Here is a 25,486-nt window from a genome sequence, read left to right as displayed (position 1 = left end):
GCTATTCGGTCAGCAGGTGGCCGAAGGAAATGCGGGCGATCTCGATGGCCTCGTGCTGGCCAAGGACCGAGCCGTGCAGTTCGGGATGCTGTGTCAAGTGACGGTGGGCGTGGTCGTGATCTACGTGGAAGGTGATCGACGGGCACAGATACTCGGCGGCGGTGCCGCAGCCGACGGTCTGCGCGAGGAGCACCACCGTGGTGGCGGGAACCCACAACCACCGATCTCCGCGTCGCTGCACGCTAATGACTTGCTGGGTTGTCGGGTCGATGCTCGTGATCACGGCGTCCCGGTCGGTCATGAGCGGGAGGCCCAGGGCGTCGATAGCGCACATGGCGTCGACCGCGGGCAAGCCCGGCAGCCGCACGCGGTGCCCGGTCGGTTGGCCGGAGAACGGGTAGGCAACCAGGATTCGCCTGTCCTGTCCGCACTGGACCAGATCGAGTTCGGACAGGCAGCGCAACCCGTCTGCCAGGCTGACCCCGAACCCGTCGGCAATCGACTGGAGTTCCGAACGGTGAGGTGCTCGACCGGCGGTCAGGAACGCGCGGAGCAGCTCACGATGCAGGCGGCGCACCGGTTCGGGGAGCGCCGCGGCCCGCGCGGCGGTTCCGTCCCGAGCGGCGTCGCGCAGCGAATCGAGTGTCAGCGGCCGGCCGCACCCGGTCAGGCTGGCGTTGATCGCGGCGAGTACGCGGTCGCGGCTGGGCAAGTCGAGCCGGCAGGCGTCCCCGTCCACCGGGTCACTACTCGCCGCACGCATTACGTCGACACCGTTGACCAGGACGGTCGGAGACCGGTACCGGCCGACCCGCTCGACCACTGGAACGGCCAGGCCGAGCTCGGTCAGACAGTCCACCAGCATTCGGCGGGTCGCGGCCACATTCGGACAACCGGGTGCCGAGAGCAGCTCGACGCGAACCGGCGTGCTGTCGTCGGGGCAGTCGAGCATGGAACGCCCAGCCGGGTCAGTCGTGTTCATGAGGTTCTTCCGGTCGGGGAGTGTGGTGGGCGATGCCGTGCAGGATCGGGCATTCGCGCTGGGCGCGAGGCTGATCGCAGGTGGTGACCAACCTGTCCAGCGCGTCTCGCATGGCGCGCAGGTCGGCGATGCGGCGGTCGACGTCCGCGATCCGGGTCCCGGCCATCGACCGCACCGCGTCGCAGTGGTCGGGGCCGCCCGCAGCCAAGTGCAGCAGGTCCTCGATGTCGTCGAGAGTGAAGCCCAGCCGTTGGGCGCGCTTGATGAACCGCACGGTCCGCACCGCGTCCGCGGTGTAGGCGCGGTACCCCGACAGCTCGCGCTCCGGCTCCGGCAACAGCCCTCGGCGCTCGTAGTAGCGCAATGTCTGGGTATTCACCCCGGCCTGCTCGGCCAGCTGACTCGTTCGCACACCACCAGCATGAACCCTGTACCGAGGTACAGGGTCAAGACGAGCACCGCCGTGCCGCTACGGCAGGTGCCGGTCGAGCCAGCGCAGCAAGACGCCCAGCTGGCCGCGCTGATGCCAGCCCTTTCTGATCACAGTTGCGCGAATGGCGCGGATCCCGCCGCGCAGTCGCCCGCCCGGTGATGGATGCCGTTCGTCAAGGCGTTGGACAGCACGTCGTTGCAACCACCGCGCGCACCGCAGGCATACTCCGACCTCGGGATGCTGTCCCAGACGCACCAACTCGGCCTCCGAGTACTGAGTGCCGCAGCACCAGCAGCTCTCCACCACAGCGGATGCCTTTTCGGGCTGAACGGTCATCGGCCACCTCCCGAATACCCGGTTCGGACGACACGACGCGCAGTCGCCACCCTGAGCAGTATCACCCCCGTCGAGCGTGTTCATGCCGCCTGTGCCGCCCGTTCGCCACACTCCGAACGAATGATCTTGACCAACTGCCGGGCCCGGCCCGCACCGATGTGCAGACGAACACGCAAGCTGTCGGCCGATATCGGCCTCTGATGGGCCTCGCGATGGGCGGCGTCCTCCCGTCGTGCCTGCTCCAAGAGTGCATCGAGGGGACGCCTCCGAGGAGGCTGTCGACCGTGCTTCCGCACTCCGAACTCCTGCTGTTCGGGTAGGCACTGCACCGATGCACCCTCCGACTTGTCCAGGGCATGAGGCTCAGGTTGCTCGATGCCGACGAGGCCGTTGACGTCTGCCGACTGCGTGGTCGCGCCGAGCGCTTGCAGGAAGCCGGGGCCGACCTCGGCCCAGCCGATCAGAAGCAGCGGCCCAACCGTGTCGAAGGCCGCCTTTCCGTACTCACCCGCGACTACCGGGTCTGCCACGTTCAACGCCAACGTGACCACACTCGCGAAGATCAGCAGCCGACGAGCCGGCCGCAGTACGTCCGCGGAGGCCCCGGCGAGCGCCAGATGCCGGGTACCCAGCAGCAGACCAAGGACTGACAGATCGACCGCAGGTGCGACGAGCGGAGCGACCCAGACTGGTACACCAAGCCGAAGCCCGAGATTGAGGACGTTGCCGAAGCCGAAGAGAAAGGTGAGGCCGACGACCACACCCATGATCACGGTGACGGCCTGCACGACACTGGCACCGTCCGCAGATGATCGCGCCGACATAGCCGCACGCCGCGTCATCGAGTACCACCTGCTTCGACGCGCGGGCGCCCGTGGGTGTCTCGCGTAGGGATGCCGCGTTCGCGCAGCTTGTTCAACACGGTGGTGTGGTTGACCCCGAGGTGATCACCGACTCGGGCCAGGGACCAGCCGAGGTTGTAGAGGTGGATGGCGTCGTCGACCTGCTCGGGCGAGAGGCCGCGGCGGCGCATCGGCACGCCGTGCCGGTGGAGGATGCTGCTGACCGTTCGCCGTTCGATGCCGAACCGGTCGCCGAGCTCGTACACCGTCGCACCGGACCGGTAGTCAGCGATCAGCTGCTCGACCTGCTCGGCGCCGAGTTGCCGGGCGCGGCCGGGACGGTCGCGCTTGATCTCCGGCGGCTCGGGTGTATCGAGGCGGGGAAGCTTCTCACGGAGCTCTTCCAGGGCCCTGACCTGGTCTTTTGTGTTCGAGTAAGCTCCCCTAACCTCCACCAAAGCGGTTCTATTCGAACCCTGACCCGAAAGGATCAGGGCGAGTCGGCCCGCTTCGGTCGAACCGTCACCAGCCTCATCCTTCGGGATGGGGCTGGTTTCGTTGTGGGGGAAGGTCAGGCTGCCCGTGCGTACGGCACGGCGCAGGTAGCGCCTGCTGGCAGGTTGCCCGGCCTCGACCAGCTCGGCCAGGCCGTCCTTGAGGACATGGCCGGTCACTCCGTCGGCATCGTCGATGTACAGCCGTTCGAAGATGACCTTGTTCAGCGCCCGGCGGAGGCTGGTGCCTGCGTCGGTGTAGAAGCGCTGCGGGTCACGCAACAGGTCGAGGGCACTCAAGAAGTAGCGCCGTCCGACGTCGATCTTGCCGGTGGTGTCGGCGAGCTTGTTCAGGATTTCGCCACGTTCGCGGTCGATCGTGGCGAGCTTCTGCTTGAGCTTGCCTTGGGGCCACTCGGGGTCGCCCACGAGGTCGAGGTACTGATCTTCCTTCACGCTCAGCTCGTCCAGGCGGGCAGTGAGCCGCTTGCGGAGGGTGTCCATGCTGCTCAGCTCGTAGACTAGGGCGTCGTCAAGCTGGCGGCGTACACGTTGTTGGAACGCATCCACAAGGCGGACGGTCGCGTAGTGCTGTATGACTTGCCGTTCTACCTGCTCGATCGACAGGTACGGCTGGTCGCAGATGCCTTTCTGCCGTCCGACGCAGAAGAAATAGAAGTAGGTACCGCCGTTGCCTTTGGCGCGCTGGACGACGAAGCGCCGTTGGCATCGGGCACACCAGACCGAGCCTTTGAGGTAGTGGTTGTGTTGCCGCTCCCTGGTGCCGCCGCCGTGCCGCAGGGCGAGCACGCGCTGTACGCGGTCGAAGAGTTCGGGCGTGACGATAGCCGGGTGACGGCCTTCGTACTCCTCGTCCTTGTACGTGACAACCCCGATGTAGTAGCTGTCTTGCAGCATCTCGTAGATGGTGTTGAGGGAGACGGGCTGTTCGGGCTTGCGCTTGGTGGCACGGGTCGTGAGTCCGGCGGCGGTGACGACTTGATGCACCTGCTCTCCGGTGTAGTCGCCGGTGCCGTACAACTCGAAGGCTTTGAGCACGAGCGGTGCCCGCTTCTCATCAAGGGCGATAGTGCGGATTTCGCGGCCGTCGATCTGCTCCCGGACGTTGCGGTAGCCGATTTTGGCCCTGGCGACAGTGCCGCCGTTCTTGGCCTTCTGGCCCATCTTGTAGGCGATGTCCGCGCCGCTGGCTTGGGACTGGTATTGGTCTACGGCGTGGATGATGGTCTCGACCATCTGGCTTTCGGGCGACTCGCCCATGTCGAGCACGGTGGAGACGACCCGAACGCCGAACTTGCCGAGTTCCCGCTTGGTGATGGCGGCGTCGATGCTGTTTCGGAAAATGCGGTTGAAGTGGTAGACGATGATGTAGTCGATGTCGTCTTGGGCCTTGACCCAGGCGATCATCTCTTGGAACACGGGCCGTTTGTCGATGCTTGTTGCCGTGCGGCCTGGTTCGACAAACTCATTGACGACTTTGGCCTTGAGTTCGCCAGCCTTGCGCTCACCCGCCTCACGCTGGGCGGGGATCGAGATTCCTTCGGGGTTGTAGTCGGTGTTGACCTGGCTGGGCGTGGATACGCGGAGGTAGAGCACGGCCCGCTTGGTTGTGTGTGTCCCGCTGGCCGCTTCCCGGACTTGTCGATTGGTTGCTCTCATGCGTTCTCCTCTCTCAGGCGGCCAGGCCGCAGGTAACGGGTTGCTTGACGGATGCCTTGCGGAAGTAGCCGCGGACTGGGCGGGTGAGACCGCGCAGGCGGGCGTGGCGGGTGCGTGGTTCGACTAGGGCGTGTCCTGTAAGTCATCGGAGCCACAGGATGATGGCGGCGATGGTGAGTTCGGCTTGGTAGTAGGCAGCGCGTTTGGCGTAGCGGGTAGCCAGGTCGCGGAACTGTTTGAGCCGGTTGAAACACCGTTCGACCACGTTGCGCCGCTTGTAGGCCTCAGCGTCGAAGGCGGGGGGTCGCCCGCCGCGGGAACCTCTGGCGACGCGGCGAGCGATCTGATCCTCGCGCTCGGGACTGACGAACCGGATGCGCCGGTCCCGCATCGCTTGCCGGGTTGAGGGATGCGAGTAGGCCTTGTCCGCGACCACCGCGTCAGGTCGGCATCGCGGTCTGCCTGGTCCGATCCGGGCGACCGCGATGCCGTCGAGCAGCGGCAGCAGTTGCGGATTGTCACCGGCGTGGCCTCCAGTGAGCAGCACTCGCAGTGGCAGCCCGCGGCCGTCGACGGCGAGGTGAATTTTGGTGCTCAGTCCGCCGCGAGACCGGCCGAGTCCTTCCCCGTCGACCGCGAGCGCCTCGACGCCGGGCGTGCAGCCCCCTTTTTCCGGGCGCCAGCAGCGTGCTGGTGCGCCCGGACCACGCTCGAATCGACCGAAATGATCCACTCGACCTCGCCGACAGAGTCGTCTTTGACGATCACCTCGTCCAGGATCTTCTGCCAGGTGCCGTCCGCGGTCCACAACCGCAACCGCTCGTGCGCGGTCTTCCACGGCCCATTGAGGGGCTGTTGATCTTCCGGACAGCGAACCCACTAGGGTTTTTGTTCGGAAGAGAGGAAGCCAGTGTCAAAGAATCGTCGGTCGTTTACTCCTGAGTTCAAGGAGGAGGCGGCGAAAATGGTGGTCGAGACGGGCCGCCCGGTGGCGTCGGTCGCGCGGGAGAACGGGCTGAACGAGCAAACGCTTCGTAACTGGGTGAACGACTACCGGAAGGCTCATGCTGCGGACGAGCCACCATTGACCGTGTCGGAGCGCGCGCGGCTGCGTGAGCTGGAGAAGGAAGTCCGTGAGCTACGGATGGAGAAGGAGTTCCTGGGAAAAGCCGCAGCCTTCTTCGCGAGCGAGTATCGGTGAACGAGAGGTACGAGTTCATCGAGGTGGAGAAGGGCGCAGTGACCGATACTGGCGAGAAAAAGTACACAGTGACCAAAATGTGCGAATGGTTGGGTGTGTCGAAGTCGGGATTCTATGAATGGCGTTGTCGGCCCAAGTGCGCGACGGCGCAGCGTCGCGCCTACCTGGCTCCGTTGATCACGAAGGTTTTCGACGATTCGGATGAGACCTACGGTCACCGGCGCGTCCACGCCCAGCTGCAGCGCCAGGGTGAGCGGTGCACCCCTGAGCTGATCCGCAGCATCATGCGTGAGCTGGGGCTCGAGCCTTGCCAGCCCCGTCCGTGGCGACTCGGCCTGACTGAGCCGTCTGCCAGCTTGCTGCCCGACCTCGTTGGCCGCGACTTCGCCGCATCCGCGCCCGGCGAGAAGATGGTTGGCGATATTACCTATATCCCTACGTGGGAGGGCTGGGTTTATCTCGCGACGGTCATCGACTGTCATACGAAGGGCGTTATCGGGTGGGCGATGGACGATAATTACCAGACGCCTCTCATCGAGAAGGCGATTCGCATGGCCGTACGCAACTATCCTATCGCACGCGGGGCGATATTCCACTCCGACCGTGGCAGCAATTACACTTCCGCCCAGTTTGCCAGCACGCTCCGATCATTGGGCATCAGGCAATCGGTCGGACGCACGGGAATATGCTATGACAATTCGATGGCCGAATCGTTTTTTGGTGCCCTGAAGAACGAGCGGGTTCACCGAGTGATCTACTCCACCCGAAAGAGGGCCAGGACAGATATTGCTGCCTATATCGAACTTAGATATAATAGTCGACGTCTCCATTCGGGACTCGACTATAAGGCCCCAAATGAGGTCTACAACGAGTACCTGAACCGGCAGCAAGCGGCATGAATTGACCCACTAAACAGCTGTCCGGAAAGATCGAGGCCGCTCACATACCGTTCGGGCAGGTCACGCCACGGCGCACCGGTCCGCAACTTCCACAGAATTGCGTTGAGCACCTGCCGGTGATCCCGCCACCGCCGCCCCCGACCCGACACCGGCGGCAGCAGCGGCTCAATCCGCGCCCACGCCCGATCCGTCACCTCACCCCGACCCACCACAACCCAAGATCAAACCAGAACCACAGCTAGATCAATTACAGGACAGGACCTAGGCCGATTTGCTGGAGCCGGACGGCCATCGCGGCCTCGGACACGTTGAACATGGCGGCGAGGGCGGCTTGGTCCTGCACACCGTTGGACCAGGCTCGCTTGAGCCAATTCCGGGGCATCAGCAGGCAGCCTGCGAAGTAGTCGCAGAGTTGCTCAATCTGCCGCTCGCGTTCGGCCGCGTTTTTGCCCAGGTCGTTGTAAATGACCTTGATGAAGGGGTGATCGAGTACGTGCTTGAACTCGTGGCTGAGCGTGAAGCGGCGGCGGGTGGGCTGTCGTCGCGGTTGACCACGATGAGCCAGCGGCCGCGATTCCATTGTGAGAAGCCAGACATGCCGCCGACATGAAGATTAGGCTCAACTTTGACTTCGACGCGCGGCAGGTCAGCAATGAGGGCGACGTCAACTGTCGGCTCGTGTTGGCCGAGTAGCTGCAAGAGCTTGATTGCCTGGCGTTCGGCAATGCTGCGGGCTTCGTGCTCCTCAAGTGGTCGCAAAGGCATGAGGGAGCGAAGCTGCCGGATTATTGATTGTGGGTTTCCGTTCATAAGCAGGTCCTCCTCTCTATGAACGTGTTACGTGTTCTTGTCGATGATGCGTTTTATCTGTTGCTCGGCTTCGGCTAGGGCGTCGCCGGTCAGGTTGTACTTTGCGCGTAGGTATGGTGCGACGCTTGGCAAGTCCTTGGGTGGCGTGACGCCGATGAAGGCGAACAGGTCGGCGGTGTCCAGCTCCAGGACGCTTGCGATTTTCTGCAAGATTTCAGCCGAGGGATTGGCTTTCTTTCCGGCTTCAAGCTCCGCGATGTAGCTGGGCTGTATGCCGCTGAGCCTGGCGACTTGGCGAATCGTCATATCGCACGCCTCCCGCTGGGTCCGAAGATAGGAGCCCAGGGTGAGAGAATTGCTACTCTCTGTCATTTCCATTTTCCTCCGCTTACTTATTAGAATTGTACCGAATTGTGTTCGCTGTGGCGAACGTTAAATAAACAACGTTATCAATTCTTATGCTTTCGCGCTGGAATGCAGTCATTAGTCGGGCTGTCTTTCTCGCAGGGTTCGCAGCAATGCGCTTGCCCGTTCCGTGCTCACCCGCAGCACCTTCCGCAACTCGTCACGAGTGATCGGCTTGCCGTGCTCGGCGCGGTGTGCGGCGTCGGCGTGCTGCGCCTGGGTCAGCAGCTCGTCAGGTGTCGCCTCGGTGTCGTCTTCGGGCTCGTCCTGGTCGTCCTCGACGGCCGGGACGTGGGGCGCTTCGGTCTGGCTCCGCAGGACGGCCAAGTGCGACAGAAACCCGAGTACCGCAGGCGGTACGGCCCCCACCAAGACGACGATCACCCACGAGACCGTGAGCACCTGGGCGGCGATCAGGTGCCAGACAGCATTGCCGATGAGTGACAGCCCAATCGCCATGATGGCGTTCCACCGAGCGAAGCGGCGCGCTCGCCCTGAGCCCGTCGATCCGGACAACCAGACCCGCGTAGCCGTCATGGCGTAGGCGTCCACGGTGAGCGGAAACAGCGGCGACAGCGCCTCGGGCCACCCGGTCGCCACCGCCAGCGAGCGCAGCCCCGAGAACGAGCTGACCGCCGCCGAGATTGCGGTGACGGTCATGCCGAGGATGACCCACCAGTCACGTGTCCTACTGGCCATCGGCGTCGTCCTGTTCGTGGAGGACGGCGACGATGAACGGGACGGCGTCGTCCTGGGTTTCGACGTGCAGCAAGGACGGGGCTGGTAGGGACAGCCGGGCTATGAGGTCTTCGACGGCATCACGCCGCGCCTCGTCGATCACGGCGACGAGCACGCGCGGCAGGATGTCGTCCGGCCCAAGGTGCCCGGCTCGGGCAGCATCGAGGTAGACGCGGAGTTTGCTTGCGAGCGTCGTCAGGCTCTCGGTGCCCTGGTCCACCTCGATCCACCAGGCGTCCTCAACGGTGGCGTTGGCAACGAGTGCATAGGCGTCGGGCTTGAGCAGGCCGAGGGTCGCGGTCTGCTGCCAGGAATCGGGTTCGGCCAGGAAGCGAAGCACCTCAACGCCGCCGCGCAGCTCAGCTTCGCGGAGCTGTACGTACAGTTCGCTCGCCGCCAAGCGGTGTCCGAGGAAGCGGGCCGAAGGTGTCCAGGGGCGCCGGGCCGGCTTACCCGCGCCGGGGTTGGTCGTGAGCCGTTGCCCTGCGGTGTCGAGGGCGTAGACCAGTCCGGCTGAACCCGCCCGCACTCCGCCGATGCGCCGTTTGAGCGTGACCAGCAAGCGGAGCCGAACGAGCCGGGCGAGCACCCGGCGGCGTATGACCGGACGCGATGACTCGGCAAGATCGGTGAAGTGCAGGCGTTCGAGCTGTGCCCCGGTTGCTACCCGCAGCTGCTTGACCGTCTCGACAATGGCCCGGTCCCGTTCGCCGAGCCCTTCAGCTACTAGTGCAACGTACTCAGCCCGCACCCGGAGACGACTGCCGCGCTCTTGAGGAGCGGGAGTTTCGCCGTCGTTACCGGCAGTCAGACGGTAGTTGGTCAGCGAGAATGGCGACCCGAGTTCGACGCGACGAGAACGGCGAACAGAACTCATGACGATCCCCCTTGCCGCCGTGGGCGTCATCCGATCCGCAGCGTGTATCTGGCGGGCTTCTCGTCTGGGCACGGCTGGAGCCAATCTCTCCGCGACGGCGGTCATGTTGATGCCTCCGGGCTCGGATACATGACAACAACGCACGCGCCCGTCTTGCGCTCCAGCATCTCTTTAAAGGCCAACTGAATCCCTGGAGAGCGGGCGAAGTGGTGGAGAGCTGGGACAATGACGTGCCGCGCTTCGCCCCGCTCCAATGAATCGACGAGCGCTGAGAATCCCGAAGTTTGAGCCTCGTAGTGATCCGTATAGACCTCGCCGAGGGTGAAGCCTTCACGTTCGGCGTAGGCGGCAATCTCGTCTTGGTATTGCCTCGCGCGACCATCCGATGCGTCACGCGAAATCCGAAAATAGCCAAGCGCCAGCGGTCGCACCCTTGCCTCCACAAGCATGGAGGGCCAGACCGGCGACGGCTTCGATAGCGGCATCGCCAGTCCGGCCCAGTTTGTGAGCGGCTGATAGTGCCGCAGGGTTGTCACGGACGCCGTGTCATCAGAAACGGAAAACGAATCGGATTCCGCAAAAGCGGTTGATCTGGTGTGTTCCATTACCGCTTCCTCCGTTGCTGTTCGGCATCCGGGCGTCGTACCCTGCACGTAACCGGGAGTAGCGGTATTGGCACCAGAGCAGGACGCGCGCACCGTTGTCTCAGGGTTGTGGCACGCGATGCCCTGACCAGCGGAAACGCGCGTTCCGGGTGCGTGTAGCGAGAAGGGCGGGCACATGGCGTCACGGCGGCAGCGCTTCGCGCAGCGCCGCAAGGCGGTCGGCTTCAGCCAGGAAGGGCTTGCCGAACGGCTCGGCATCGACCGCTCCACCGTGGCGCGCTGGGAGTCCGGCGAGACTGAGCCGCTGCCGTGGTTGCGGCCCAAGTTGGCGCGCGCCCTCCAGGTGTCCATCGAGCAACTTGACGAGCTGCTGGCTGAGGCTGGTGAGCCCGAAGCACTGGCGGACGAGCGGTTGAGCTATGCCCTGGAGCACCCGCGCAGCGTTGATCTGGTGGCCGTCGCCCGCCTGCGCGAGCGCGTGCACGACCTCGACCTGCGCTACGACAAGGCACCGTCAACGTCGTTGCTGGCTGACGCCGGGCAGTGCTTGGGGCAGGTTGGCTTCCTTCGGGCACACGCGGCCACGAGCCGTGTCCGCCGTGAGCTGTTCGCCGTCGAAGCCGAGGCGGCCACCCTCATGGGACAGCTTGTCTGGGACGCTTCCCAACGCCGCGATCACGCCACGGCCCGTGCCTACTTAGATCAGGCTGTTGAAGCCTAGATCAGGCTGTTGAAGCCGCCCGGCAGCTCCGTGACCCGACGGCCGAAGGTCTTGCCCTCCTACGGACAAGCTTCGTGGCGCTCTACGGCGAGAAGAACCCGGACGCTGGACTGACGCTCGCCATGCAGACAGCCGAGGCTGTGAGAGACAGCAGTCACGTGCTTGCGGGCCTCGCCGTCCTCCACGCCGCTGAGGCGCGGGCCATGCTGGGGCAGCGGCAAGACTGCGAACAGTCACTGAGCGAGGCTGAAGCCCACTTCGAACAGATCGGCACCGCGGACGCGGCGGCTGATCTGTTCTCGCCGACGCAACACGGCCGGCTGGCGGGTTCGTGCTACCTGTTCCTGAACGACGCCAAGCGGGCCGAGCCGATCCTTGCCGGTACGGCGCACGCCCTCCGCGATCGGTCAAAGTCGCAAGCGATCGTGCTCGGCAACCTGGCACTGGCCCGCATCCGTCAGAAGAAGCTCGACGAAGCGGCAGCCTCGCTGCACAGTGCTATCGACGTGGTAGAGATGACTTGGGGTGGCGGCGGGCTCAACATCGTCTTCGGGGCTGGCCGGGAATTGCGGCCCTGGCGAGAGGTCCCGGTCGTCCAGGATGTGTACGACCGCCTGCTCACCCTGATGGCAGCGGCGTAGGGAGCGGAGTTGACCAGCGTGGACACCGATCAGGCCAAGCAGGCAATCAGGGAACGAGTGTGGGCGCTCCTGGAGCAGGAGCGAGCCGTACCGCCCGGCGTGCATGGCCGTATCCCGGCGTTCTTCGGGGCCGAGGCCGCCGCTGACCGGCTGGCCGAGCTGCCCGTCTGGCAGTCGGCCCGAGTCGTGAAGGCCGTACCGGACAAGGCACAGCTCCCCGTCCGGGCGCGAGCACTCACTGAGGGCAAGCTGGTCTACATGGCCGTGCCCAAGCTGGCCGAAGCCCTACCGTTCTACCTGCTCGATCCCGCGAGGCTGACCGTGCCGCCAGCCGAAGCCGCGTCGAGCAAGGTCGCTGCCAGCGTGGCGCGGAAGATCGGCGTCGAGGAGATGCAGCCGGTTGATCTCATTATCTGCGGGAGCGTCGCCGTGAACCGGCAAGGGGTGCGGCTGGGCAAGGGCGCGGGTTACTCGGACATCGAGGTAGCGCTGTTGCAGGAGGCCGGGCTGATCGGGCCGAGCACGACGATCGTGACCACCGTGCACTCGTTGCAGGTGGTAGACGACGAGCTGCCCGAGACTAAGCACGATTTCAGCGTCGATCTGATCGTGACGCCGGATGAGACTATTGAGTGCGGGCCATCGCGGCGACCGCAACGGCTGTACTGGGACAGTTTGAGCCGGGAGAAGATTGAGGCGATTCCGGTATTGGCGAACTATCCCCGCGCATAGTGCCACACTTCTGCGGTATTTGTGCGCACAAATGTATTGACATTTGCGCGCACAAAACGCTATGATCATTAGGGTAAGCGGCGTTGCAAAATGTAATGGCTTGGCTTACTGCACTACCTTCTGCGCGAGAAGCAAAAAGTCGGGACGAATTCCTGGCTTTTTGTTTTTTCGCTGCCGAGGAGTGTTGGGGCAAAAAGGAACCGGCTTGGCTGACCAGTCACTTCTCAAGCATCTGGACTTAGCACGCAGTTTGATCCTGCTTTCACTACCTTCTGTGCCGGATGGGAGTGTGCTTGAATTCGCGTCCTGATAACTCTTCGCCTCCACGTGTCGGCGATGCTTAATTATATGCATATAGGTAGTCGAAATGCAATGGGATTCAGGCGATTTCGATTAGCTTATGCTTGACTAATTCTCAATTTTGTTCATAAATAGGTTCGCTCTTTCAGTCACCTGAGGGTCGGCGGGCGCGTAAGCGCCGGTCGGCCCTTGTTCTTTTCCATCAAAGAGTTTTCGAGAGGATGTGAGGCGCAGATGCGCCAACGGAGCAGACTGCTCACAGCGCTCTCTGGAGCGCTACTGGCAGTCCCTATGCTCGTGCTCGGGCCAGCAACACCGGCCCAGGCCGACCCGATCCCGCCGACGGATTACCCGCCAGTGGCGATCAGCGACATCCCGCGAGCCCGTCACATCGTGACGGACGTCTACGGGAATGTGACGGTCGGCTGCCCCATTGGCACTGCGACGAACGCCGCCAAGACGTTCGACCCTTCCGGTTCAGTCGTCCAAACAATCGCCACGGGTAGCACCTGGCGAGAGTTCTGCGACTGGGACAGTGTGGTAGGCGTCGACGGAACGGTGTTCCTGTACGCCGAGCCGAACAGCTACACGCACCAAGTCCAGGCATGGAGGAACGGCAGCATGGTGTGGGAATACACCATCCCCTGCGGTTCCAACACTTCCCTGGTCGCAACGGCCATCGGCACGGACGGCAATTTCTACTTCGTCGCCAAGGCGCGATCAAGAAAAATGTGACCAACGACACACTTCAGGGTTGGTGGTGTGGTGGCTGTCGGTCGCCCGTCGCCAACGCGCGAGCATGATCACCGGCCTCCTCCAGTGTGCCAAGAACCCAAGCACTACAGGAGAGGCAATTGACGGCCCGATTTTGGACACCAACACCCGCACGTTCACGCGCACGGAGCAGCGCAGCTCGTTAGGCTCGCCGGTGCCGGTCGATCTGCGGCTACGGGTGGAAGTGAGCCCGGTGCACCCGCGTCGGGTGGGGCTCCGGGCCTCGCGTTACTCGCGACTCTCCCACCTCGCCCGGCCCGAGGGATAGTTATTCCCAAGGAAGTTGGGCGACGAGCATTCCGCCCTTGCAGGGGCGTGACCAGCGATGTTGTTCCGCTGTGGGCGGCAGGTCGCGCGGTTCAGCCGTTCCAGCCGTGCCAGAAGGGCGTGCGGTCCTCCCCAGCGGCGACGAGGGCGTTCTTCAGCGCGCCGGGCCGGACGTCGGTGTCGGCGAGTTGGTCAAGAGGCAACCAGTGAAACTCCAGGTGGTCTTCCTGGCTGACCGGCTCTGCGGCGTCGATCGACACCTCGAAGACGAGGTTGATTTCGTGGTGGGTCACGCCGTCCTCGATGTAGCCGTGTTCGACAGCCCCGACGAAGCCCGCGATCTTGGCGTCGGTGCCGAGTTCTTCGGCGAGTTCGCGCACGAGGGCGACTTCCACCCGCTCACCCGGTTCGACGTGGCCGCCGGGCAGAAACGACCAGGACTTGGTGCGCTGACGCACCAGGAGAAGTTGACCGTCGCGGCGGATGACGGCCCTGGCGATGATCTCGGTGGTCGCGGCGCTCATGCGTGCCTTTCCTGTCGGTCGCTGCCTTTAGGGTTGCGTATCGTGGCGATCTCGGAGCTTACCGTTGAGGATGTCGCAGCGGGTGTGGCGGAGGTGTTGCCGGAAGCCGCTCCGGTTCGCCCCGTTCGTGCCCTTCGCCGTGGCCGAAGCCATGTGTCGTGGGTGCTGGAGTCGCCGCGCGGCCGGCTGGTCGGCAAGGTGCTGCTTGGCTGTCCGCGCGACGGGTTCATGGAACGGCTCGCCGAGCATCGGCGGGTCTGGGAGCACGGCGTTCTGGTCCCTCCTGTGCTGGCCTTCACTGACTCCTGCCCTGCCGTGGGTGGGCAACCGCTGACGGTGTTCGAGTACCTGCCGGGCGTGGATGCCGAAGAAACGTTGCCCTCGGTGGATGCCGATAGGGCGCTTGCGTTGATGCGCGATACCGGAGCGGCGCTGGCTCGGCTGCATCAGGTTCCGGTCGGTGGCTTCGGTAATGCTGTCGGCGGGCTTGGTGTGGGTCCTGCCTCGTGGGGTGCGGTGGTCGCGGGGCGAGCCGCGTGGCTGCGTGACGCCTATCGGAGTCTGGACGAGGCACCGTTGGCGTTGGTTGAGGCCGGAATTGGCTTGCTGTGCCGGTTGGCCGACGACGTGTCGCCACACGTGCGCCCAGCCGTGGCGCACTTGGACGTGTACTTGCCGAACATCCTGGTGGATGACAAGGGCCGGTTCCGAATCCTGCTCGATCTTGAGCATGTCCGGTGGGTCGATCCGGTCATGGATTTCGTCAAGCCAGCTATGTGGATGTTCGCCGAACGACCAGCATGGGCCGATGCCTTCGCCGATGGTTACCGGTCGGCCGGTACGTGGCCGGAACGCTGGTCGGAGCGGCTGTCCGTCGCGACGGGATTGGAACTGTTGACCGGCGTGCAGTACTGGATACGGGTTGCTGATCATGAAATGCGAGAGGACTACCTGCGTCGGCTACGGGCATGGGTCCGCTCGGACGGTGCCGCTCACGTCTGGGCGTCGATCAGGCCATGAGCAGGTCGGCGACTCGGCAGGCGTAGGCGTCCCAGTCCTGTTTGGCCGTGTCGATGACGCACAGCGGCAAGGGCGAGGTCCTTGCCCAGGCCATCAAGTCGTCTTGCGCACGCCTGATGTGCTCGGCTCGCGCGGCATCGGTGGTGCCGAAGCCTTCCAAGTAGCGTGCCCATTTCGCGCCACGTTGCAAGCGCGTGGATTCCACGCATTGAGCGCGGATGCGGTGATCAGGGACGCGCAGGAGCACCAGGTGCAGGCCGAGAGCGCCAAGGCGCTGTTCAAGGTCCCGGAGAACGGCGCGGTCCAGCGGTAGCCCGTACATCGGGGCGTCAAAGCCGAGCCCTTCCAGCACGCAGGTCGGTGTCCACGCGGCCGCGAAACGATGACGGGGCAGGGTACTGGCGTGAAATCGTCGGTCGATCTCTTCGAGGAAGGCTGTCAAGGCTTCCAGCCACGACAGGATGTTGGCCGCGTGCTCGTGTTGCTGGCCGGGTGTGTAGGTGTGGGTGGTGATGGTCGCCGCTTGCGGCATCGTGATCAGTGTTTGGCATCCGTCCTTGACGAGCCGCGCGACGGTGCGCTGATAGACCGAGGTTTTTCCCGCGCCCCAGACTCCGGCCAGCACGCATCCCCTCACCGCTGCGTCCCGTGATAAGCCGCTGCGGCCACGTCCGGTAACTCGCTCGGATCGGTCCAGGCCAGCGCGAGAACCGGCATCGTCTCGGCAAGGCGGAGCCAGAACTCACTATCCCTAGCGGAAACTTCGGCGTTTCGGGCGAGGCGGGGACGCAGGTTAAGCCAGTCTTCCGCGAAGAAGTCTTCCACGCTGAAGTCGAGATGCTGCTGGACGAATCCGCTATCCGGGTTCATTACGGGTGTCGAGGGCGAGCGCGTGAGGATCACGATCCGCTGTATCTCGGTAATTGGCAGCGTCGGGCGGCCTACCAGCCGGGAGACTTCCCACGGTGTGAGTTCGATTTTGCCGTCGACGAGGTGTCGTCCCCGGACGGGCTCGAAGTCGGTGAGGGCGTTGGCCAGGGTGGGAGAGCCGCCGATGCCCTCTGGGGTGAAGCGCCACGCCAGCGGAACGCCGATGGCCTGCCATTGGCGACCACGCCTCGGGATGAGCACGGCGCGGTCGTTGGCGACTGGGTGCGCGCCGTGGTCTTCGATGAGGTGTGTCAGCACGGTGGTCTTGCCTGAACCGGGATGCCCACCGATGAGCACGCCGTGGCCGTCGATGTCGACCGCTGCGGCGTGCACGCAGCGACCTGCCTGGATTTCGCCTCCACGCATGAGGAGTTGCCGCACCACGCGAGTGCCGATGCTGGCCGCCACCCTGGGCTGTTCGGCGGCGATGACCAACAGATCAGGCGTCGCGGTGATCACGTGGTCCGGCGCGTATTCGGGAAGCAGGACTTCGTGCCCCTCGGTGATCCAGGCTCGATAGCGCTGATCAGGGTGGCTGGTGCGCAGGGCGGTGGCGGGCTGGTCGGCCAGTGATCTCCGGGCGTCGGCGACAGCAGCCGAGTCGCAGCTGATCGACACCGTGATGTCCGGCTCGCCGTCCAGGGTGGGCACGAGGAACGGGCTCACGTAGTGACGCATCGCCTCGTGGACCGGTTCGGGCGCGACGACGGAGCAGGTGCAGGGGCCGAGGTTGAGGAGTCGAGTGCTCATCGGCGTCCTTCCGCTGCGGTTCCGGTTGTCTGTCGCCGGAGCCAACGGGGTTGTCCGGGCCGAGTGGTTTGCGGGTCCCCGAGGGCGTCTTGATCGGCGTGTTCGATCAGCCAACGGGGCACGCCCGCGCAGTGGTTGTCGATGGCAGGGCTCGGCCCCGGTGGCAGCGTGGTGAGCCAGGCTCGACCCTGCCGCACCAGATCAGCGCCGATACGTTGCCAGGACAACTCCCCCTCGACGCAGCGGCGGCCGGCTCGGCCGATCTCGCCGAGAGCGGTGGGATCGCGCATCAGCGCGGCGATCCGGGCAGGCCACTGGCTGAGAGCGTCCTCCACGACCACACCGGGATGGTTGGGCGGTAGTCCGGTCACGGCTTCGCTAGTGCCCAGGACAGGCAGTCCGGCGGCGAGATAGTCCAGGACCTTCATCTTCGCGCCCGACCCGGCTGTGAGCGGGGCGAGAGCCAGCGTCGTCCCTCGAAGACCGTCGTTGATCGTATCCACGCGGCCAGTGAACTCGATTCCGCTGCCATCGTGTGTCAGTTCGGCAGGCCCGCGGCCGATGACCCGGACCCGAACATCGAGATCGTCAGCATGGAGCGCGGGAAGGATCGTACTGCGGATCGCGTCGACCGCTCGGGCGTTGGGCTGATAGTAGAGGTTGCCGAGAAACACCAGCGTCGCGGCGTTGGCATCCGGCCCCCAACAGTGGCACTGCTGCGGGTCCGCGCCATTGGGCAGCAAGGCTGTTCGGACGCTCGGCACGCCTGTGGTGGCCGCCATCGTGGTCTCGTTGCGGGTCGAGACGATCACATTGTCGGCTGTGCGCAGCGCGACACGCTGTATCGTCGCGTGGCCCTCGACGGTCTCCGCAGGTTCGCCCAGGCTGGCCGCGACGGCGGCATCATCGTCGTGCACGTCGTAAACCAGCCGCGCATCAAGCAGTCGGGCCAGGTCACGCCCGATTGACACCAGCGATTCGGCCTCGCACAGAACAACAAAGTCCACCGTGGCGAGGTCGAGCAGTCCGGCAAGCGCGTTGGGGGTGTAAAAGTCGTTCGGGTGCACCAACGCGAGATCGAACGGCCAGTCGGCTGCGGTTCCGTAGTCCGCGCCTCTATCACACAGCACCATCGTGACGGCGGCACCCGCTCGATGGCTGTGTTCGGCGAGCGCCAAGGTTCGGGCGGGTGTGCCCGCCAAGGCTTGACCGCGCCACACATTCGGCGTGTCCAGCAAAAAGACAAGGCTTGGAACCGTAATGCTCACGATGCCTTTCCCTCCGGCTCGTCGATACCCGCGCGCAGATCAGCCGTGATCGCGTGTTGGATGCCCTCATGCAACGACGTGCGCGGCCACCACGGCACGATCTCGCGCAAGCGGTTCGCATTGGCGCACGACACCGGCCGTGAGCGGCGACGGAGCCGGGTCGAGTCCACCCGTGTTTCCAGGTGCCGGCCGGTCAGGCTGGCAACCAGGTCCACCAGTTCACGACCAGACACCGGAGTCCCCGTGCCGACGTTGACGACAGCCGGCTCAGCCCTGCGCAGCAAGACGACCAATGCCTCAGCAACGTCATCGACGTAAACGAAGTCACGTGCCTCGTCGAGGTCCCCGAGATGCAGAACCCGTCCGCGTCGCGCCTGCCGCAGAATCTCGGGCAGCAGGTGGGGATGTGGATCGCCAGGACCGTACACATTGAACAGCCGCGCTACCACGGATTCGCAGTGGCCGAGCCGGTGGGCCTGATCGCACACCAACCGTTCGCCCAGCAGTTTGGACCAGCCGTACACGCCCTGCGGTCCCACGCGATCGTCCTCGCCATGCGGGCTCTCGCTCGGCGCGTACACGTCAGCGGTCGACGCGAACAGCAGCCGTTGCGGCGGACGGACGGCGCAGGCATCCAACACGTTCTGTGTGCCCATGACGTTGATGTCCAAGGTTTCGGCGGGCGATGTCTCGCAGTCAGGGATGAAGTGCCGTGCGGCCAGATGCATCACACCCCACGGACGTGCGGTCATCATCAGTCGAATGAACTCAGCGCGATGGCGAATATTGAGGACCCGAACGCGTACCTCGGCGCTGTCGGCGAATTCGTCCAGCCGGTGCAGGGTTCCGGCGCTGCCGTCGTCTACTGCCACGACACGAAAGCCCTGGGCGCGAAGGCATCTCACCACGGGCACGCCGATGAGACCGGCGGCCCCGGTGACGAGCACGGTGCGAGGCGTCTTGTCACTGGTCGTCGAGAGCATGGCGTCCTAATCAGTTCTGGGAGTGAGCCATCCGGCACACTCCTGGTGGTAGCCGGCCGGCAGGTGAGCACTCTGGTGTCCTGGACTTCGAGTCCTGACGAAAGACAGTGCCCCTGCGGGTAGGTCGGGAGAAGTGATCGCTGCTGGGATGTCGTGCCCATCCGTGTGGTGTGAGCACTGCGTGATTAGGTCGCTGATGGTTCTCCCGCTGGCTGCGCACGGTGATCGATTTCGAATGCGGGAGGATCGTTGCGGCTGCTCGTGGGAGATGACTGGGCCGAGGACCATCACGACATCGAGTTGATGGACGCCTCGGGTCGCCGCCTGGCGAAAGCCCGGCTTCCGGAGGGTGTGGCCGGGATGGCTCGGCTGCACATGATGATCGGCCATCAGCTCGGCGAGACCGACGACGAGGACGCGGAGGTGGTGATCGGGATCGAGACCGACCGTGGGCCGTGGGTGGCTGCGTTGGTCGCGGCCGGCTATACGGTCATGGCGGTCAATCCTTTGCAGGCAGCGGAGTTCCGGCGTCGGCTGGGGGTCTCGGGGGCCAAAAGCGACGCCGGTGACGCCCACGTGCTGGCCGACATGGTCCGCACCCATTCCCACGAGCTGCGCCCGGTCGCGGGGGACAGCGCGCGGGCCGAGGCGGTCAAGGTGGTGGCCCGCACCCACAAGACGCTGATCTGGGAACGCACCCGCCACACCCAGCGGCTGCGGCACGCGCTGCGGGACTACTTTCCCGCCGCGCTGGAGGCGTTCGAGGACCTCGACGCCGCCGAGGCCCTGGAGTTGCTGGCGAAAGCTCCGACCTCGGCGCAGGCCGCCCGATTGACGATCACGCAGATCAGCGCCGCGCTCAAGCGCGCTCGCCGTCGTAACGTCGCCGAGAAGGCGGCGGCGATCCAGGCGGCGCTGCGCACCGAGCACCTGGGCCAGCCCGAGATCGTGGCTGCCGCCTACGCCGCCTCCATCCAGTCCCTGATCGCGGTCATCAGCGTGCTCACCGATCAGGTCAAGACCCTGCAAGGGCAGGTGGAGGCCCATTTTGGGCAGCACCCGGCCGCTGAGATCATCGCCTCCCAGCCCGGTATGGGAGCGGTGCTCGGTGCCCGGGTGCTCGCAGAGTTCGGGGACGACCCACACCGCTACACCACCGCCAAGGCCCGCAAGAACTACGCCGGCACCAGCCCGATCACCAAGGCATCCGGCAAGAGAAAGGTGGCCCTGGCCCGGTTCATTCACAACGACCGGCTCATCGACGCATTGATGACCCAGGCGTTCGCCGCACTGAAAGCCTCGCCCGGTGCCCGGGCCTACTACGACCGCCAACGCGCCCGCGGTGTCGGCCACAACCCGGCGCTGCGTCAGCTGGCCAACCGACTGGTGGGCATCCTGCACGGCTGCCTGAAGAGCGCCACCCTCTACGACGAGACGACCGCCTGGTCGCATCACGTCGAGAACGTTGCCGCTTGACATTTCAGCTCCTGGGATGTCTTTCGGCGGGTGGGCGCGTACGTCGTCACGCCCCGGTCCCTGTGGTCGTCGATCTTGTCGTAACTGGGGAGATTGCTGCGAATACTTATCGTGTTCTGGGTCGTCGGAGCTGCCGATTTCCAGCGCCTCCAGACCTGCCCGCGTGACCGCGCTCGGGAGGGTGGGGGTGTCATCGGCGAGGACCAGCCGTGGCATCACCGAGGTGGACAGAAGGTCCTGGACATACGGCCGTACGGGGGTGACTTCCTCCACCGGCTCGTCCGGGTCGACGGTGGGCCAGCCCGGCGTGTCGTCCGGTTCGGAAAGGTGGTGCTTACCCATCGCTGTCCGCACGGGCTCAGCGGTTTCCGAGGGTAGGTAGAACCGGGCGAAGTGTGCAGCGGCCTTGGCCGCGCGGACCTCTTTGCGCCAGGCCGACCAGGACCACTACGCGATCCACAGCAGCAACGCCGCGAGGGGTGTCAGCGCAAGGCATGCCCAGCCGTTCACGGCACATCACGTCGAGACCGCGAGCACGCACGTCAGATGTCGCGCACGCGGTTCGATTCCGCCCGTTGCCCGGTGTCGGAGCCACCGGAGGATTCCGCGCTTGCGTCACACTCGGGAGGCGGCTTCGGGTGAACGACCAGCAACCGTGCGCCGGTTGCCCGGAGACGATGCGTGAGCGCGTCAGCAATCGTCGCGTCCGACGCCAGGTGCGCGGCGCTGATGGTGACCGCCGCAAACGAATCTGGCAGCCGCAATACATCGCACAATCCGGAAAGCCCTGGGCGGATCACCACGTCGCCCGCGATGCCGTAGTCGACGAACACCCCACACAGCCGCAGCCGCTCTTGCCAGCAGAACCGCTCCAGCACTCTTCGGCAGGCACGGACATACCGGGCACGACGATGGCTTGAACGGATGTAGCCATACACCACGGGACGTCCGGTGGGCACCGATCGGAAGATCGGCGGCGTCGACAACAGGCGCTCCAACTCCCCGATACGTTGATCCAACGGCCCATAGCTGAACTCGTTCATGGCTTCAGAACCCCTCCCGAAGCCGACAGGCCAGCCGCACTTGCGAACACGGCCACGGCTTGCCGCATTGGTCGCAATGGGTGTCCGGTCTCGCACCACCGGGCCGATGCAGCAGTAGCGCCAAGCAGATCAGCTCGTAGAGCAATACCGGTTCCGGCACGGCGCGGCGCTCACCGGTGCTCGGCTCCGGCGTGACCGCCAGAAGAGTTGCCATGTCCAGCCACCCACTCCCGTCTCTTGCGTTCGCGGTCTTGGGCGGCACCTGGCGCTGGGGCGGGGAGCCACCGAGCGCTACTCGATCGGGGTTGCGCTCGATGTGCCCGGTCGGGGGTCGGGCGTTTCCCAACACCAGGTGCCTTGACGATCAGGGAACCGGGTGGGTCCGGATGTGCGTCACGATGTGCGTGCAACAGCCACACCGGCAGCCACCAGCCGTTATGCTGATCTAGTCAGCACCCCCATGGACACTCGGAAGAGTGATCGACATGGCCCGCGAACCCGAGACCATCGCCCAGCAGCGGCGCGCCCTGGGCGAACAGCTCGCCGCGTTCCGGCAGGCCGCCGACCTGACCCAAAGGCAACTGGCCAAGGCCGCGTTCTGCGACCGCACGACGGTGACCCACATCGAGAAGGGACGCGCCCGCGCCGACGAACGGTTCTGGCAAGCGTGCGACGACGCGGTAGGGGCAGACGGCGTGCTACTGGCGGCCTTCCACGACCTGGTAGCTGCCAAACAAGCCCACGATCAGCAGGAACAGCAAACACGACTCGCGCAGGCCCGAGCGCGCGCCAAATCGCTGAGCACGAACGGGCACGCCGCTCCCGCGCCTGCGTCACCAATGATCGACACTGTGGGACTGGTCGATCCCCCCACGCCTTCCGTCCGGCTCGACAGCGGTTACGTCGAAACGTTGCGTAGCCGCATCGGCGAGCTTGTTGACCTCGATATCCAGTTCGGCGGCGACCAGTCCTCCGGGGTCGCCCTCCAGCTCTTCCGCTCGGTTCACCGCAAACTCGGGGCCAGCCAGTGCGACCCCAGCATCGAACGCGACCTGTACGCCGCAGCCGGCGAACTCGGCGAAGTCACGGGGTGGCTGCTCTACGACGCGGGCAAACACGATCTCGTGCGCCGCATCAACCACGAAGCCCTGCACCTGTCCCGCTTGGCCGGGGACCACAGCATGGAGCTGCTGATCTTGCAGAACATGTCCATGCACGCCGGTCACCTCGGCCGTCCCGTGGAAGCCCTGCGTATCGCGCGCATGGTGCTGGAAACCAACACGCTCTCGCCCCGGCTGGAAGCCCTCTTTCGGACCCGCGAAGCCCGCGCACTGGCGCTGGCAGGTGACGAGACCACGGCCGAACGCACGTTCCGCCAAGCCCACTCCCTGTACCTGGACGGTGTACGCGACGACGACCCGGCATGGGCCTGGTGGATCAACGACCAAGAGTTGGCCTGGCACGAAGCCATGATCCAGGCGGACTCGGCCGACTGGAACCAGGCGGCCGACACCTTCCAAGCCTCCATCGAGGTCACCCCAGGCCGTGAAGTGCGACGCCGCTACAACCACCTCGCCTCCCTGCTCAACGCGCAGATTCGTGCGCAAGCGTGGCGGGACGCAGACCAAACGATCGAGCGCGTCATGCCTTACGTCGACGAGGTCGGCTCAACCCGAACCGCAACCACCCTCTTGGGCGCGCTCGATCAGCTCGACGTCACCCACGCCAAGCCCTCAGTCCGCGACGCAGCCTGCCAGCTCCGGAGCATCCTGGTCGACGCCGGATACGGGCACTAACCCGCGCCGACCACAGCCCGAGCGATGTTGCCGATATCAGCCGGGTGCACTCGGCAACACCCGCCCACGATCCGTGCACCGTCAGCCACCCACTGCCGGGCTTGCACTGCGGAATACCGCGACGGTCCCAGCCACGTCCGGCGCTGCGCATCCCAGCCCTCGCCGCTGTTCGGATAGACGATCACCGGCTTCCCGGTCACTTCACGTGCCGTGGCGATCGCGGCTGGCACGTCGGACGGGGCACAACAGTTGACGCCCACTGCCACAACCTCCGGCACATCTCTGGCGAGCGCGAATGCCTCCGCCATCGGTTGCCCGGCGCGCGTGCGATCCCCGTCGATGTTGTATGTCAGCCACGCAGGAATGCCGATCCCGGAAACCACGATCACCAACGCTTCCGCCTCGTCGATGTCCGGCACCGTCTCCAGCGCCAGCACATCCGGCCCCGCGTCCGCCAGCACCTCCAGGCGGGGACGGTGCCATGCCGCCAACTCAGCCACGCTCAACCCGTAGCGGCCCCGATACTCCGACCCATCGGCCAAGGCTGCACCATACGGGCCGAGCGAGGCCGCCACCCACCCCTCACGCCCGTCATCGGCCATCTCAGCGCGGGCAGCCTGCGCCAGCTCGACGCTGCGCCGCAACAACCGACCAGCGTCATCCCCCCGATGCCCCGCTCCGCGAAGCCATCGAAGGATGCCTGGTAGCTCGCCGTCGTCGCGATCATGGCGCCCGCGCGGAAGAACGCCAGGTGAGCGGCCTTGATCTCCTCGGGAGCGTCCACCAACAACCGCGCCGACCACAAAGGGTCCGAGAGATCATGCCCGCGCGCCTCAAGCTCGGTCGCCAAACCACCATCCGTGATCAGAGGAGCGCCGTTCGTTTCGAGGAAGCCCACAAGGTCACTCTAAGCCCCGATCGCCTTCCTCTCGTCCCGCGTCAGCGCAGCCCCACCGGATATCCGTCCCTCGCCCTTCCAACGCCGCAGGATTCGGCGGCCATAGTTGTTCGTTCCGGCGATCCGGTCCAGCTCCGCGCCGGTCGGCGTGCGGCCCTTGGTCCACTCGGTCTGGTAGTAGGCCCACATCCGTTGTTCCGCTGTCGGCTGGGTCTGCTGGCGGGACTGGCCCGAGACCAGCGAGAGCCTTACCGGCCGTTCGGTCCCGTCGCCGGTCTCGGTGGTCTCGTTTCGGGTCTCGTTGGTGGTCTCGGCGTGGCGGCGCTTGAGCGCGCGGTTCAGCAGCTCGACCGACAGCAGCAATGCCAGCGGCGGGCAGGCGGCAACCGCGACCGCCAGCACACTCAGCTCCGGCGCGGCGGCCACGTTGGCGCAGAGCGAGAGGGAGACCCCGAACAGGAACAACAGCCACGCCGACCACTGACCGCCGCCGCGCCTGCGTGCGTGGTGTCCGGTCTTCCACAGCTCCACCGTGGCTGTCATCAACATGCCGTCCACGATCAGCGGCCAGATCGCCGCTGTGATCTCGTCCGCGCCGAACCGCACGCGAACTCCCGGCCGTGCCGGTACGAGGCATAGGCAGCGCCCAGCGCAACCAACGCGGTGCAGGCGCACTGCAACCACAGCGCCCGATCCCCGCGAGGAGTCTGGGCGTTTGACTCGGTGGCGGCGGTCATCGGCGACCACCGCCCGCACGGCGACCCATCGTCGTCGGGTCGACTCCGGCCAGCTCGGCGCAGCGGTCGATGCAGACGAACACCTGTGAGCCGGTCATCGACCGGCCGACAGGAACGGACACGGAGCCACGAGTGAGTAGGTAGTCCAGTCCACAGATGACGCAGGCCAGCCCATCGGCCTGGGCGTCGGTTAGTCCGGTGATGATCTCTTCGCGGTTCACTGGGCACCACCGCCCGAGAACACGCGACGAGTACCCACCGGCTTGATCCTGATTTCAGGGCCTTCCGCCGTTAGGGTGTTCGTGTTCTGAAGCGTTAGGCCCA

Annotated in this window: 28 protein-coding genes and 2 pseudogenes; 8 read left to right on the top strand and 22 right to left on the bottom strand. The window is 65.3% G+C overall.

The window, feature by feature from the left end:
• Window position 1: 1 nt before the first annotated feature.
• The 6 genes from merB to ACFQGD_RS13545 form a co-directional block, all read right to left on the bottom strand.
• Entirely contained in the window at window positions 2–982 is a 981-nt protein-coding gene (gene merB / locus ACFQGD_RS13570; protein ID WP_345397937.1) for an organomercurial lyase, read from the bottom strand.
• Window positions 969–1,394 carry a MerR family transcriptional regulator gene (locus ACFQGD_RS13565; RefSeq protein WP_345397934.1) on the bottom strand — a complete coding sequence of 142 codons (426 nt, stop codon included), beginning with the start codon at window positions 1,392–1,394 and terminating at the stop codon, window positions 969–971. Before ACFQGD_RS13565 ends, merB begins: the two co-directional genes overlap by 14 nt.
• A gap of 57 nt (window positions 1,395–1,451) precedes the next feature.
• Window positions 1,452–1,751, bottom strand: a complete 300-nt coding sequence (locus ACFQGD_RS13560; RefSeq protein WP_345397931.1) for a hypothetical protein — start codon at window positions 1,749–1,751, stop codon at window positions 1,452–1,454.
• Window positions 1,752–1,831: 80 nt separating this feature from the next.
• Window positions 1,832–2,593, bottom strand: a complete 762-nt coding sequence (locus tag ACFQGD_RS13555; RefSeq protein ID WP_345397928.1) for an MATE family efflux transporter — start codon at window positions 2,591–2,593, stop codon at window positions 1,832–1,834.
• Window positions 2,590–4,767, bottom strand: a complete 2,178-nt coding sequence (locus tag ACFQGD_RS13550) for a recombinase family protein (protein WP_345397925.1) — start codon at window positions 4,765–4,767, stop codon at window positions 2,590–2,592. The genes ACFQGD_RS13555 and ACFQGD_RS13550 overlap by 4 nt, the downstream gene beginning before the upstream one ends.
• 142 nt (window positions 4,768–4,909) lie before the next feature.
• Complete coding sequence (locus ACFQGD_RS13545) at window positions 4,910–5,500, bottom strand: IS5 family transposase (protein ID WP_345397920.1); 591 nt, start codon at window positions 5,498–5,500, stop codon at window positions 4,910–4,912.
• Between the two features lie 177 nt (window positions 5,501–5,677).
• Here ACFQGD_RS13545 and ACFQGD_RS13540 point away from each other — a divergent pair.
• A protein-coding gene (locus ACFQGD_RS13540) for an IS3 family transposase (RefSeq protein WP_390221019.1) occupies window positions 5,678–6,867 on the top strand; the annotation gives its coding sequence in 2 pieces (ribosomal slippage) (window positions 5,678–5,930 and window positions 5,930–6,867; 1,191 coding nt in all).
• Window positions 6,868–6,905: 38 nt separating this feature from the next.
• Here the strand turns inward: ACFQGD_RS13540 and ACFQGD_RS13535 are convergent.
• The 6 genes and pseudogenes from ACFQGD_RS13535 to ACFQGD_RS13510 form a co-directional block, all read right to left on the bottom strand.
• A pseudogene (locus ACFQGD_RS13535) lies at window positions 6,906–7,076 on the bottom strand (transposase); the annotation flags it as partial.
• A gap of 38 nt (window positions 7,077–7,114) precedes the next feature.
• On the bottom strand, window positions 7,115–7,447 hold the full coding sequence (locus tag ACFQGD_RS13530; protein ID WP_345404820.1) for an ImmA/IrrE family metallo-endopeptidase: 333 nt from the start codon (window positions 7,445–7,447) through the stop codon (window positions 7,115–7,117).
• A gap of 257 nt (window positions 7,448–7,704) precedes the next feature.
• Window positions 7,705–8,049, bottom strand: coding sequence for a helix-turn-helix domain-containing protein (locus tag ACFQGD_RS13525; RefSeq protein WP_345404817.1), 345 nt, complete (start codon window positions 8,047–8,049; stop codon window positions 7,705–7,707).
• Between the two features lie 111 nt (window positions 8,050–8,160).
• Window positions 8,161–8,781 (bottom strand): DUF2637 domain-containing protein, encoded by a 621-nt coding sequence (locus ACFQGD_RS13520; RefSeq protein WP_345404814.1) that lies wholly within the window; start codon window positions 8,779–8,781, stop codon window positions 8,161–8,163.
• Complete coding sequence (locus ACFQGD_RS13515; protein WP_345404811.1) at window positions 8,771–9,697, bottom strand: replication-relaxation family protein; 927 nt, start codon at window positions 9,695–9,697, stop codon at window positions 8,771–8,773. The genes ACFQGD_RS13520 and ACFQGD_RS13515 overlap by 11 nt, the downstream gene beginning before the upstream one ends.
• A gap of 101 nt (window positions 9,698–9,798) precedes the next feature.
• Window positions 9,799–10,302 (bottom strand): recombinase family protein, encoded by a 504-nt coding sequence (locus tag ACFQGD_RS13510; protein ID WP_345404808.1) that lies wholly within the window; start codon window positions 10,300–10,302, stop codon window positions 9,799–9,801.
• A 175-nt stretch (window positions 10,303–10,477) separates the two neighbouring features.
• On the opposite strand from ACFQGD_RS13510, the gene ACFQGD_RS13505 reads away from it, so the two are divergent.
• The 4 genes from ACFQGD_RS13505 (at window position 10,478) to ACFQGD_RS13490 (ending at window position 13,431) form a co-directional block, all read left to right on the top strand.
• Entirely contained in the window at window positions 10,478–11,023 is a 546-nt protein-coding gene (locus ACFQGD_RS13505; protein WP_345404805.1) for a helix-turn-helix domain-containing protein, read from the top strand.
• Window positions 11,024–11,097: 74 nt separating this feature from the next.
• The gene (locus tag ACFQGD_RS13500; protein WP_345404802.1) at window positions 11,098–11,664 is read left to right on the top strand and encodes a hypothetical protein; all 567 of its coding nucleotides are present in this window, start codon (window positions 11,098–11,100) and stop codon (window positions 11,662–11,664) included.
• A gap of 9 nt (window positions 11,665–11,673) precedes the next feature.
• Window positions 11,674–12,396, top strand: coding sequence for a 5-formyltetrahydrofolate cyclo-ligase (locus tag ACFQGD_RS13495; protein ID WP_425557389.1), 723 nt, complete (start codon window positions 11,674–11,676; stop codon window positions 12,394–12,396).
• Between the two features lie 591 nt (window positions 12,397–12,987).
• Window positions 12,988–13,431: a hypothetical protein gene (locus ACFQGD_RS13490; RefSeq protein WP_345404799.1), complete on the top strand. Its 444-nt coding sequence runs from the start codon at window positions 12,988–12,990 to the stop codon at window positions 13,429–13,431.
• 398 nt (window positions 13,432–13,829) lie between these two features.
• On the opposite strand, the gene ACFQGD_RS13485 is transcribed toward ACFQGD_RS13490, so the two are convergent.
• Window positions 13,830–14,261, bottom strand: a complete 432-nt coding sequence (locus ACFQGD_RS13485) for an NUDIX domain-containing protein (RefSeq protein WP_012795540.1) — start codon at window positions 14,259–14,261, stop codon at window positions 13,830–13,832.
• Between the two features lie 42 nt (window positions 14,262–14,303).
• Here ACFQGD_RS13485 and ACFQGD_RS13480 point away from each other — a divergent pair, with 42 nt between their 5' ends.
• Entirely contained in the window at window positions 14,304–15,281 is a 978-nt protein-coding gene (locus tag ACFQGD_RS13480; RefSeq protein WP_345404790.1) for a phosphotransferase family protein, read from the top strand.
• On the opposite strand, the gene ACFQGD_RS13475 is transcribed toward ACFQGD_RS13480, so the two are convergent.
• Genes ACFQGD_RS13475 through ACFQGD_RS13460 form a run of 4 tightly spaced genes read right to left on the bottom strand, consistent with a single transcriptional unit; the run spans window position 15,271 to window position 19,212 of the window.
• Window positions 15,271–15,906, bottom strand: coding sequence for a DEAD/DEAH box helicase family protein (locus ACFQGD_RS13475; protein ID WP_343049857.1), 636 nt, complete (start codon window positions 15,904–15,906; stop codon window positions 15,271–15,273). The two genes, ACFQGD_RS13480 and ACFQGD_RS13475, sit on opposite strands and share 11 nt — an antisense overlap.
• Before the next feature lie 8 nt (window positions 15,907–15,914).
• Window positions 15,915–16,961, bottom strand: a complete 1,047-nt coding sequence (locus ACFQGD_RS13470; RefSeq protein WP_345404787.1) for a phosphoenolpyruvate carboxykinase (ATP) — start codon at window positions 16,959–16,961, stop codon at window positions 15,915–15,917.
• Window positions 16,958–18,229 carry a glycosyltransferase family 4 protein gene (locus ACFQGD_RS13465; protein ID WP_345404784.1) on the bottom strand — a complete coding sequence of 424 codons (1,272 nt, stop codon included), beginning with the start codon at window positions 18,227–18,229 and terminating at the stop codon, window positions 16,958–16,960. The genes ACFQGD_RS13470 and ACFQGD_RS13465 overlap by 4 nt, the downstream gene beginning before the upstream one ends.
• Window positions 18,226–19,212, bottom strand: coding sequence for an NAD-dependent epimerase/dehydratase family protein (locus ACFQGD_RS13460; protein ID WP_246330363.1), 987 nt, complete (start codon window positions 19,210–19,212; stop codon window positions 18,226–18,228). Before ACFQGD_RS13460 ends, ACFQGD_RS13465 begins: the two co-directional genes overlap by 4 nt.
• A 255-nt stretch (window positions 19,213–19,467) precedes the next feature.
• Here ACFQGD_RS13460 and ACFQGD_RS13455 point away from each other — a divergent pair, with 255 nt between their 5' ends.
• The gene (locus tag ACFQGD_RS13455) at window positions 19,468–20,688 is read left to right on the top strand and encodes an IS110 family RNA-guided transposase (RefSeq protein WP_345404823.1); all 1,221 of its coding nucleotides are present in this window, start codon (window positions 19,468–19,470) and stop codon (window positions 20,686–20,688) included.
• A 542-nt stretch (window positions 20,689–21,230) separates the two neighbouring features.
• On the opposite strand, the gene ACFQGD_RS13450 is transcribed toward ACFQGD_RS13455, so the two are convergent.
• Window positions 21,231–21,731: a hypothetical protein gene (locus ACFQGD_RS13450; protein ID WP_345404780.1), complete on the bottom strand. Its 501-nt coding sequence runs from the start codon at window positions 21,729–21,731 to the stop codon at window positions 21,231–21,233.
• Window positions 21,732–21,735: 4 nt separating this feature from the next.
• Entirely contained in the window at window positions 21,736–21,945 is a 210-nt protein-coding gene (locus ACFQGD_RS13445; RefSeq protein ID WP_345404777.1) for a hypothetical protein, read from the bottom strand.
• 271 nt (window positions 21,946–22,216) lie between these two features.
• Here ACFQGD_RS13445 and ACFQGD_RS13440 point away from each other — a divergent pair, with 271 nt between their 5' ends.
• A complete protein-coding gene (locus ACFQGD_RS13440) occupies window positions 22,217–23,527 on the top strand; it encodes a helix-turn-helix domain-containing protein (RefSeq protein ID WP_345404774.1) in 1,311 nt (436 codons plus the stop codon).
• Here ACFQGD_RS13440 and mmuM read toward each other — a convergent pair.
• From mmuM to ACFQGD_RS13425, 3 genes and pseudogenes are all read right to left on the bottom strand, one after another.
• Window positions 23,524–24,425: pseudogene (gene mmuM, locus ACFQGD_RS13435) on the bottom strand (homocysteine S-methyltransferase). The gene ACFQGD_RS13440 and the pseudogene mmuM overlap by 4 nt on opposite strands.
• A 9-nt stretch (window positions 24,426–24,434) precedes the next feature.
• Window positions 24,435–25,031, bottom strand: a complete 597-nt coding sequence (locus tag ACFQGD_RS13430; RefSeq protein ID WP_343049856.1) for a DUF2637 domain-containing protein — start codon at window positions 25,029–25,031, stop codon at window positions 24,435–24,437.
• A 127-nt stretch (window positions 25,032–25,158) separates the two neighbouring features.
• The gene (locus ACFQGD_RS13425; protein ID WP_179716472.1) at window positions 25,159–25,383 is read right to left on the bottom strand and encodes a hypothetical protein; all 225 of its coding nucleotides are present in this window, start codon (window positions 25,381–25,383) and stop codon (window positions 25,159–25,161) included.
• Between the last annotated feature and the right edge of the window lie 103 nt (window positions 25,384–25,486).

This window comes from Haloechinothrix salitolerans (assembly GCF_042662605.1).
GTDB lineage: Bacteria > Actinomycetota > Actinomycetes > Mycobacteriales > Pseudonocardiaceae > Haloechinothrix_A > Haloechinothrix_A salitolerans.
The sequence above is the reverse complement of the archived record's forward strand: the minus strand, read 5'-3'. Positions and strand labels throughout refer to the sequence as shown.

Coding starts and splice junctions, on each gene's coding strand:
- merB (WP_345397937.1), bottom strand. CDS start 982: ATGAACACGACTGACCCGGCTGGGCGTTCCATGCTCGACTGCCCCGAC.
- ACFQGD_RS13560 (WP_345397931.1), bottom strand. CDS start 1,751: ATGACCGTTCAGCCCGAAAAGGCATCCGCTGTGGTGGAGAGCTGCTGG.
- ACFQGD_RS13555 (WP_345397928.1), bottom strand. CDS start 2,593: ATGACGCGGCGTGCGGCTATGTCGGCGCGATCATCTGCGGACGGTGCC.
- ACFQGD_RS13550 (WP_345397925.1), bottom strand. CDS start 4,767: ATGAGAGCAACCAATCGACAAGTCCGGGAAGCGGCCAGCGGGACACAC.
- ACFQGD_RS13530 (WP_345404820.1), bottom strand. CDS start 7,447: ATGGAATCGCGGCCGCTGGCTCATCGTGGTCAACCGCGACGACAGCCC.
- ACFQGD_RS13525 (WP_345404817.1), bottom strand. CDS start 8,049: ATGACAGAGAGTAGCAATTCTCTCACCCTGGGCTCCTATCTTCGGACC.
- ACFQGD_RS13520 (WP_345404814.1), bottom strand. CDS start 8,781: ATGGCCAGTAGGACACGTGACTGGTGGGTCATCCTCGGCATGACCGTC.
- ACFQGD_RS13515 (WP_345404811.1), bottom strand. CDS start 9,697: ATGAGTTCTGTTCGCCGTTCTCGTCGCGTCGAACTCGGGTCGCCATTC.
- ACFQGD_RS13510 (WP_345404808.1), bottom strand. CDS start 10,302: ATGGAACACACCAGATCAACCGCTTTTGCGGAATCCGATTCGTTTTCC.
- ACFQGD_RS13505 (WP_345404805.1), top strand. CDS start 10,478: ATGGCGTCACGGCGGCAGCGCTTCGCGCAGCGCCGCAAGGCGGTCGGC.
- ACFQGD_RS13490 (WP_345404799.1), top strand. CDS start 12,988: ATGCTCGTGCTCGGGCCAGCAACACCGGCCCAGGCCGACCCGATCCCG.
- ACFQGD_RS13485 (WP_012795540.1), bottom strand. CDS start 14,261: ATGAGCGCCGCGACCACCGAGATCATCGCCAGGGCCGTCATCCGCCGC.
- ACFQGD_RS13470 (WP_345404787.1), bottom strand. CDS start 16,961: ATGAGCACTCGACTCCTCAACCTCGGCCCCTGCACCTGCTCCGTCGTC.
- ACFQGD_RS13460 (WP_246330363.1), bottom strand. CDS start 19,212: ATGCTCTCGACGACCAGTGACAAGACGCCTCGCACCGTGCTCGTCACC.
- ACFQGD_RS13450 (WP_345404780.1), bottom strand. CDS start 21,731: ATGAACGAGTTCAGCTATGGGCCGTTGGATCAACGTATCGGGGAGTTG.
- ACFQGD_RS13445 (WP_345404777.1), bottom strand. CDS start 21,945: ATGGCAACTCTTCTGGCGGTCACGCCGGAGCCGAGCACCGGTGAGCGC.
- ACFQGD_RS13440 (WP_345404774.1), top strand. CDS start 22,217: ATGGCCCGCGAACCCGAGACCATCGCCCAGCAGCGGCGCGCCCTGGGC.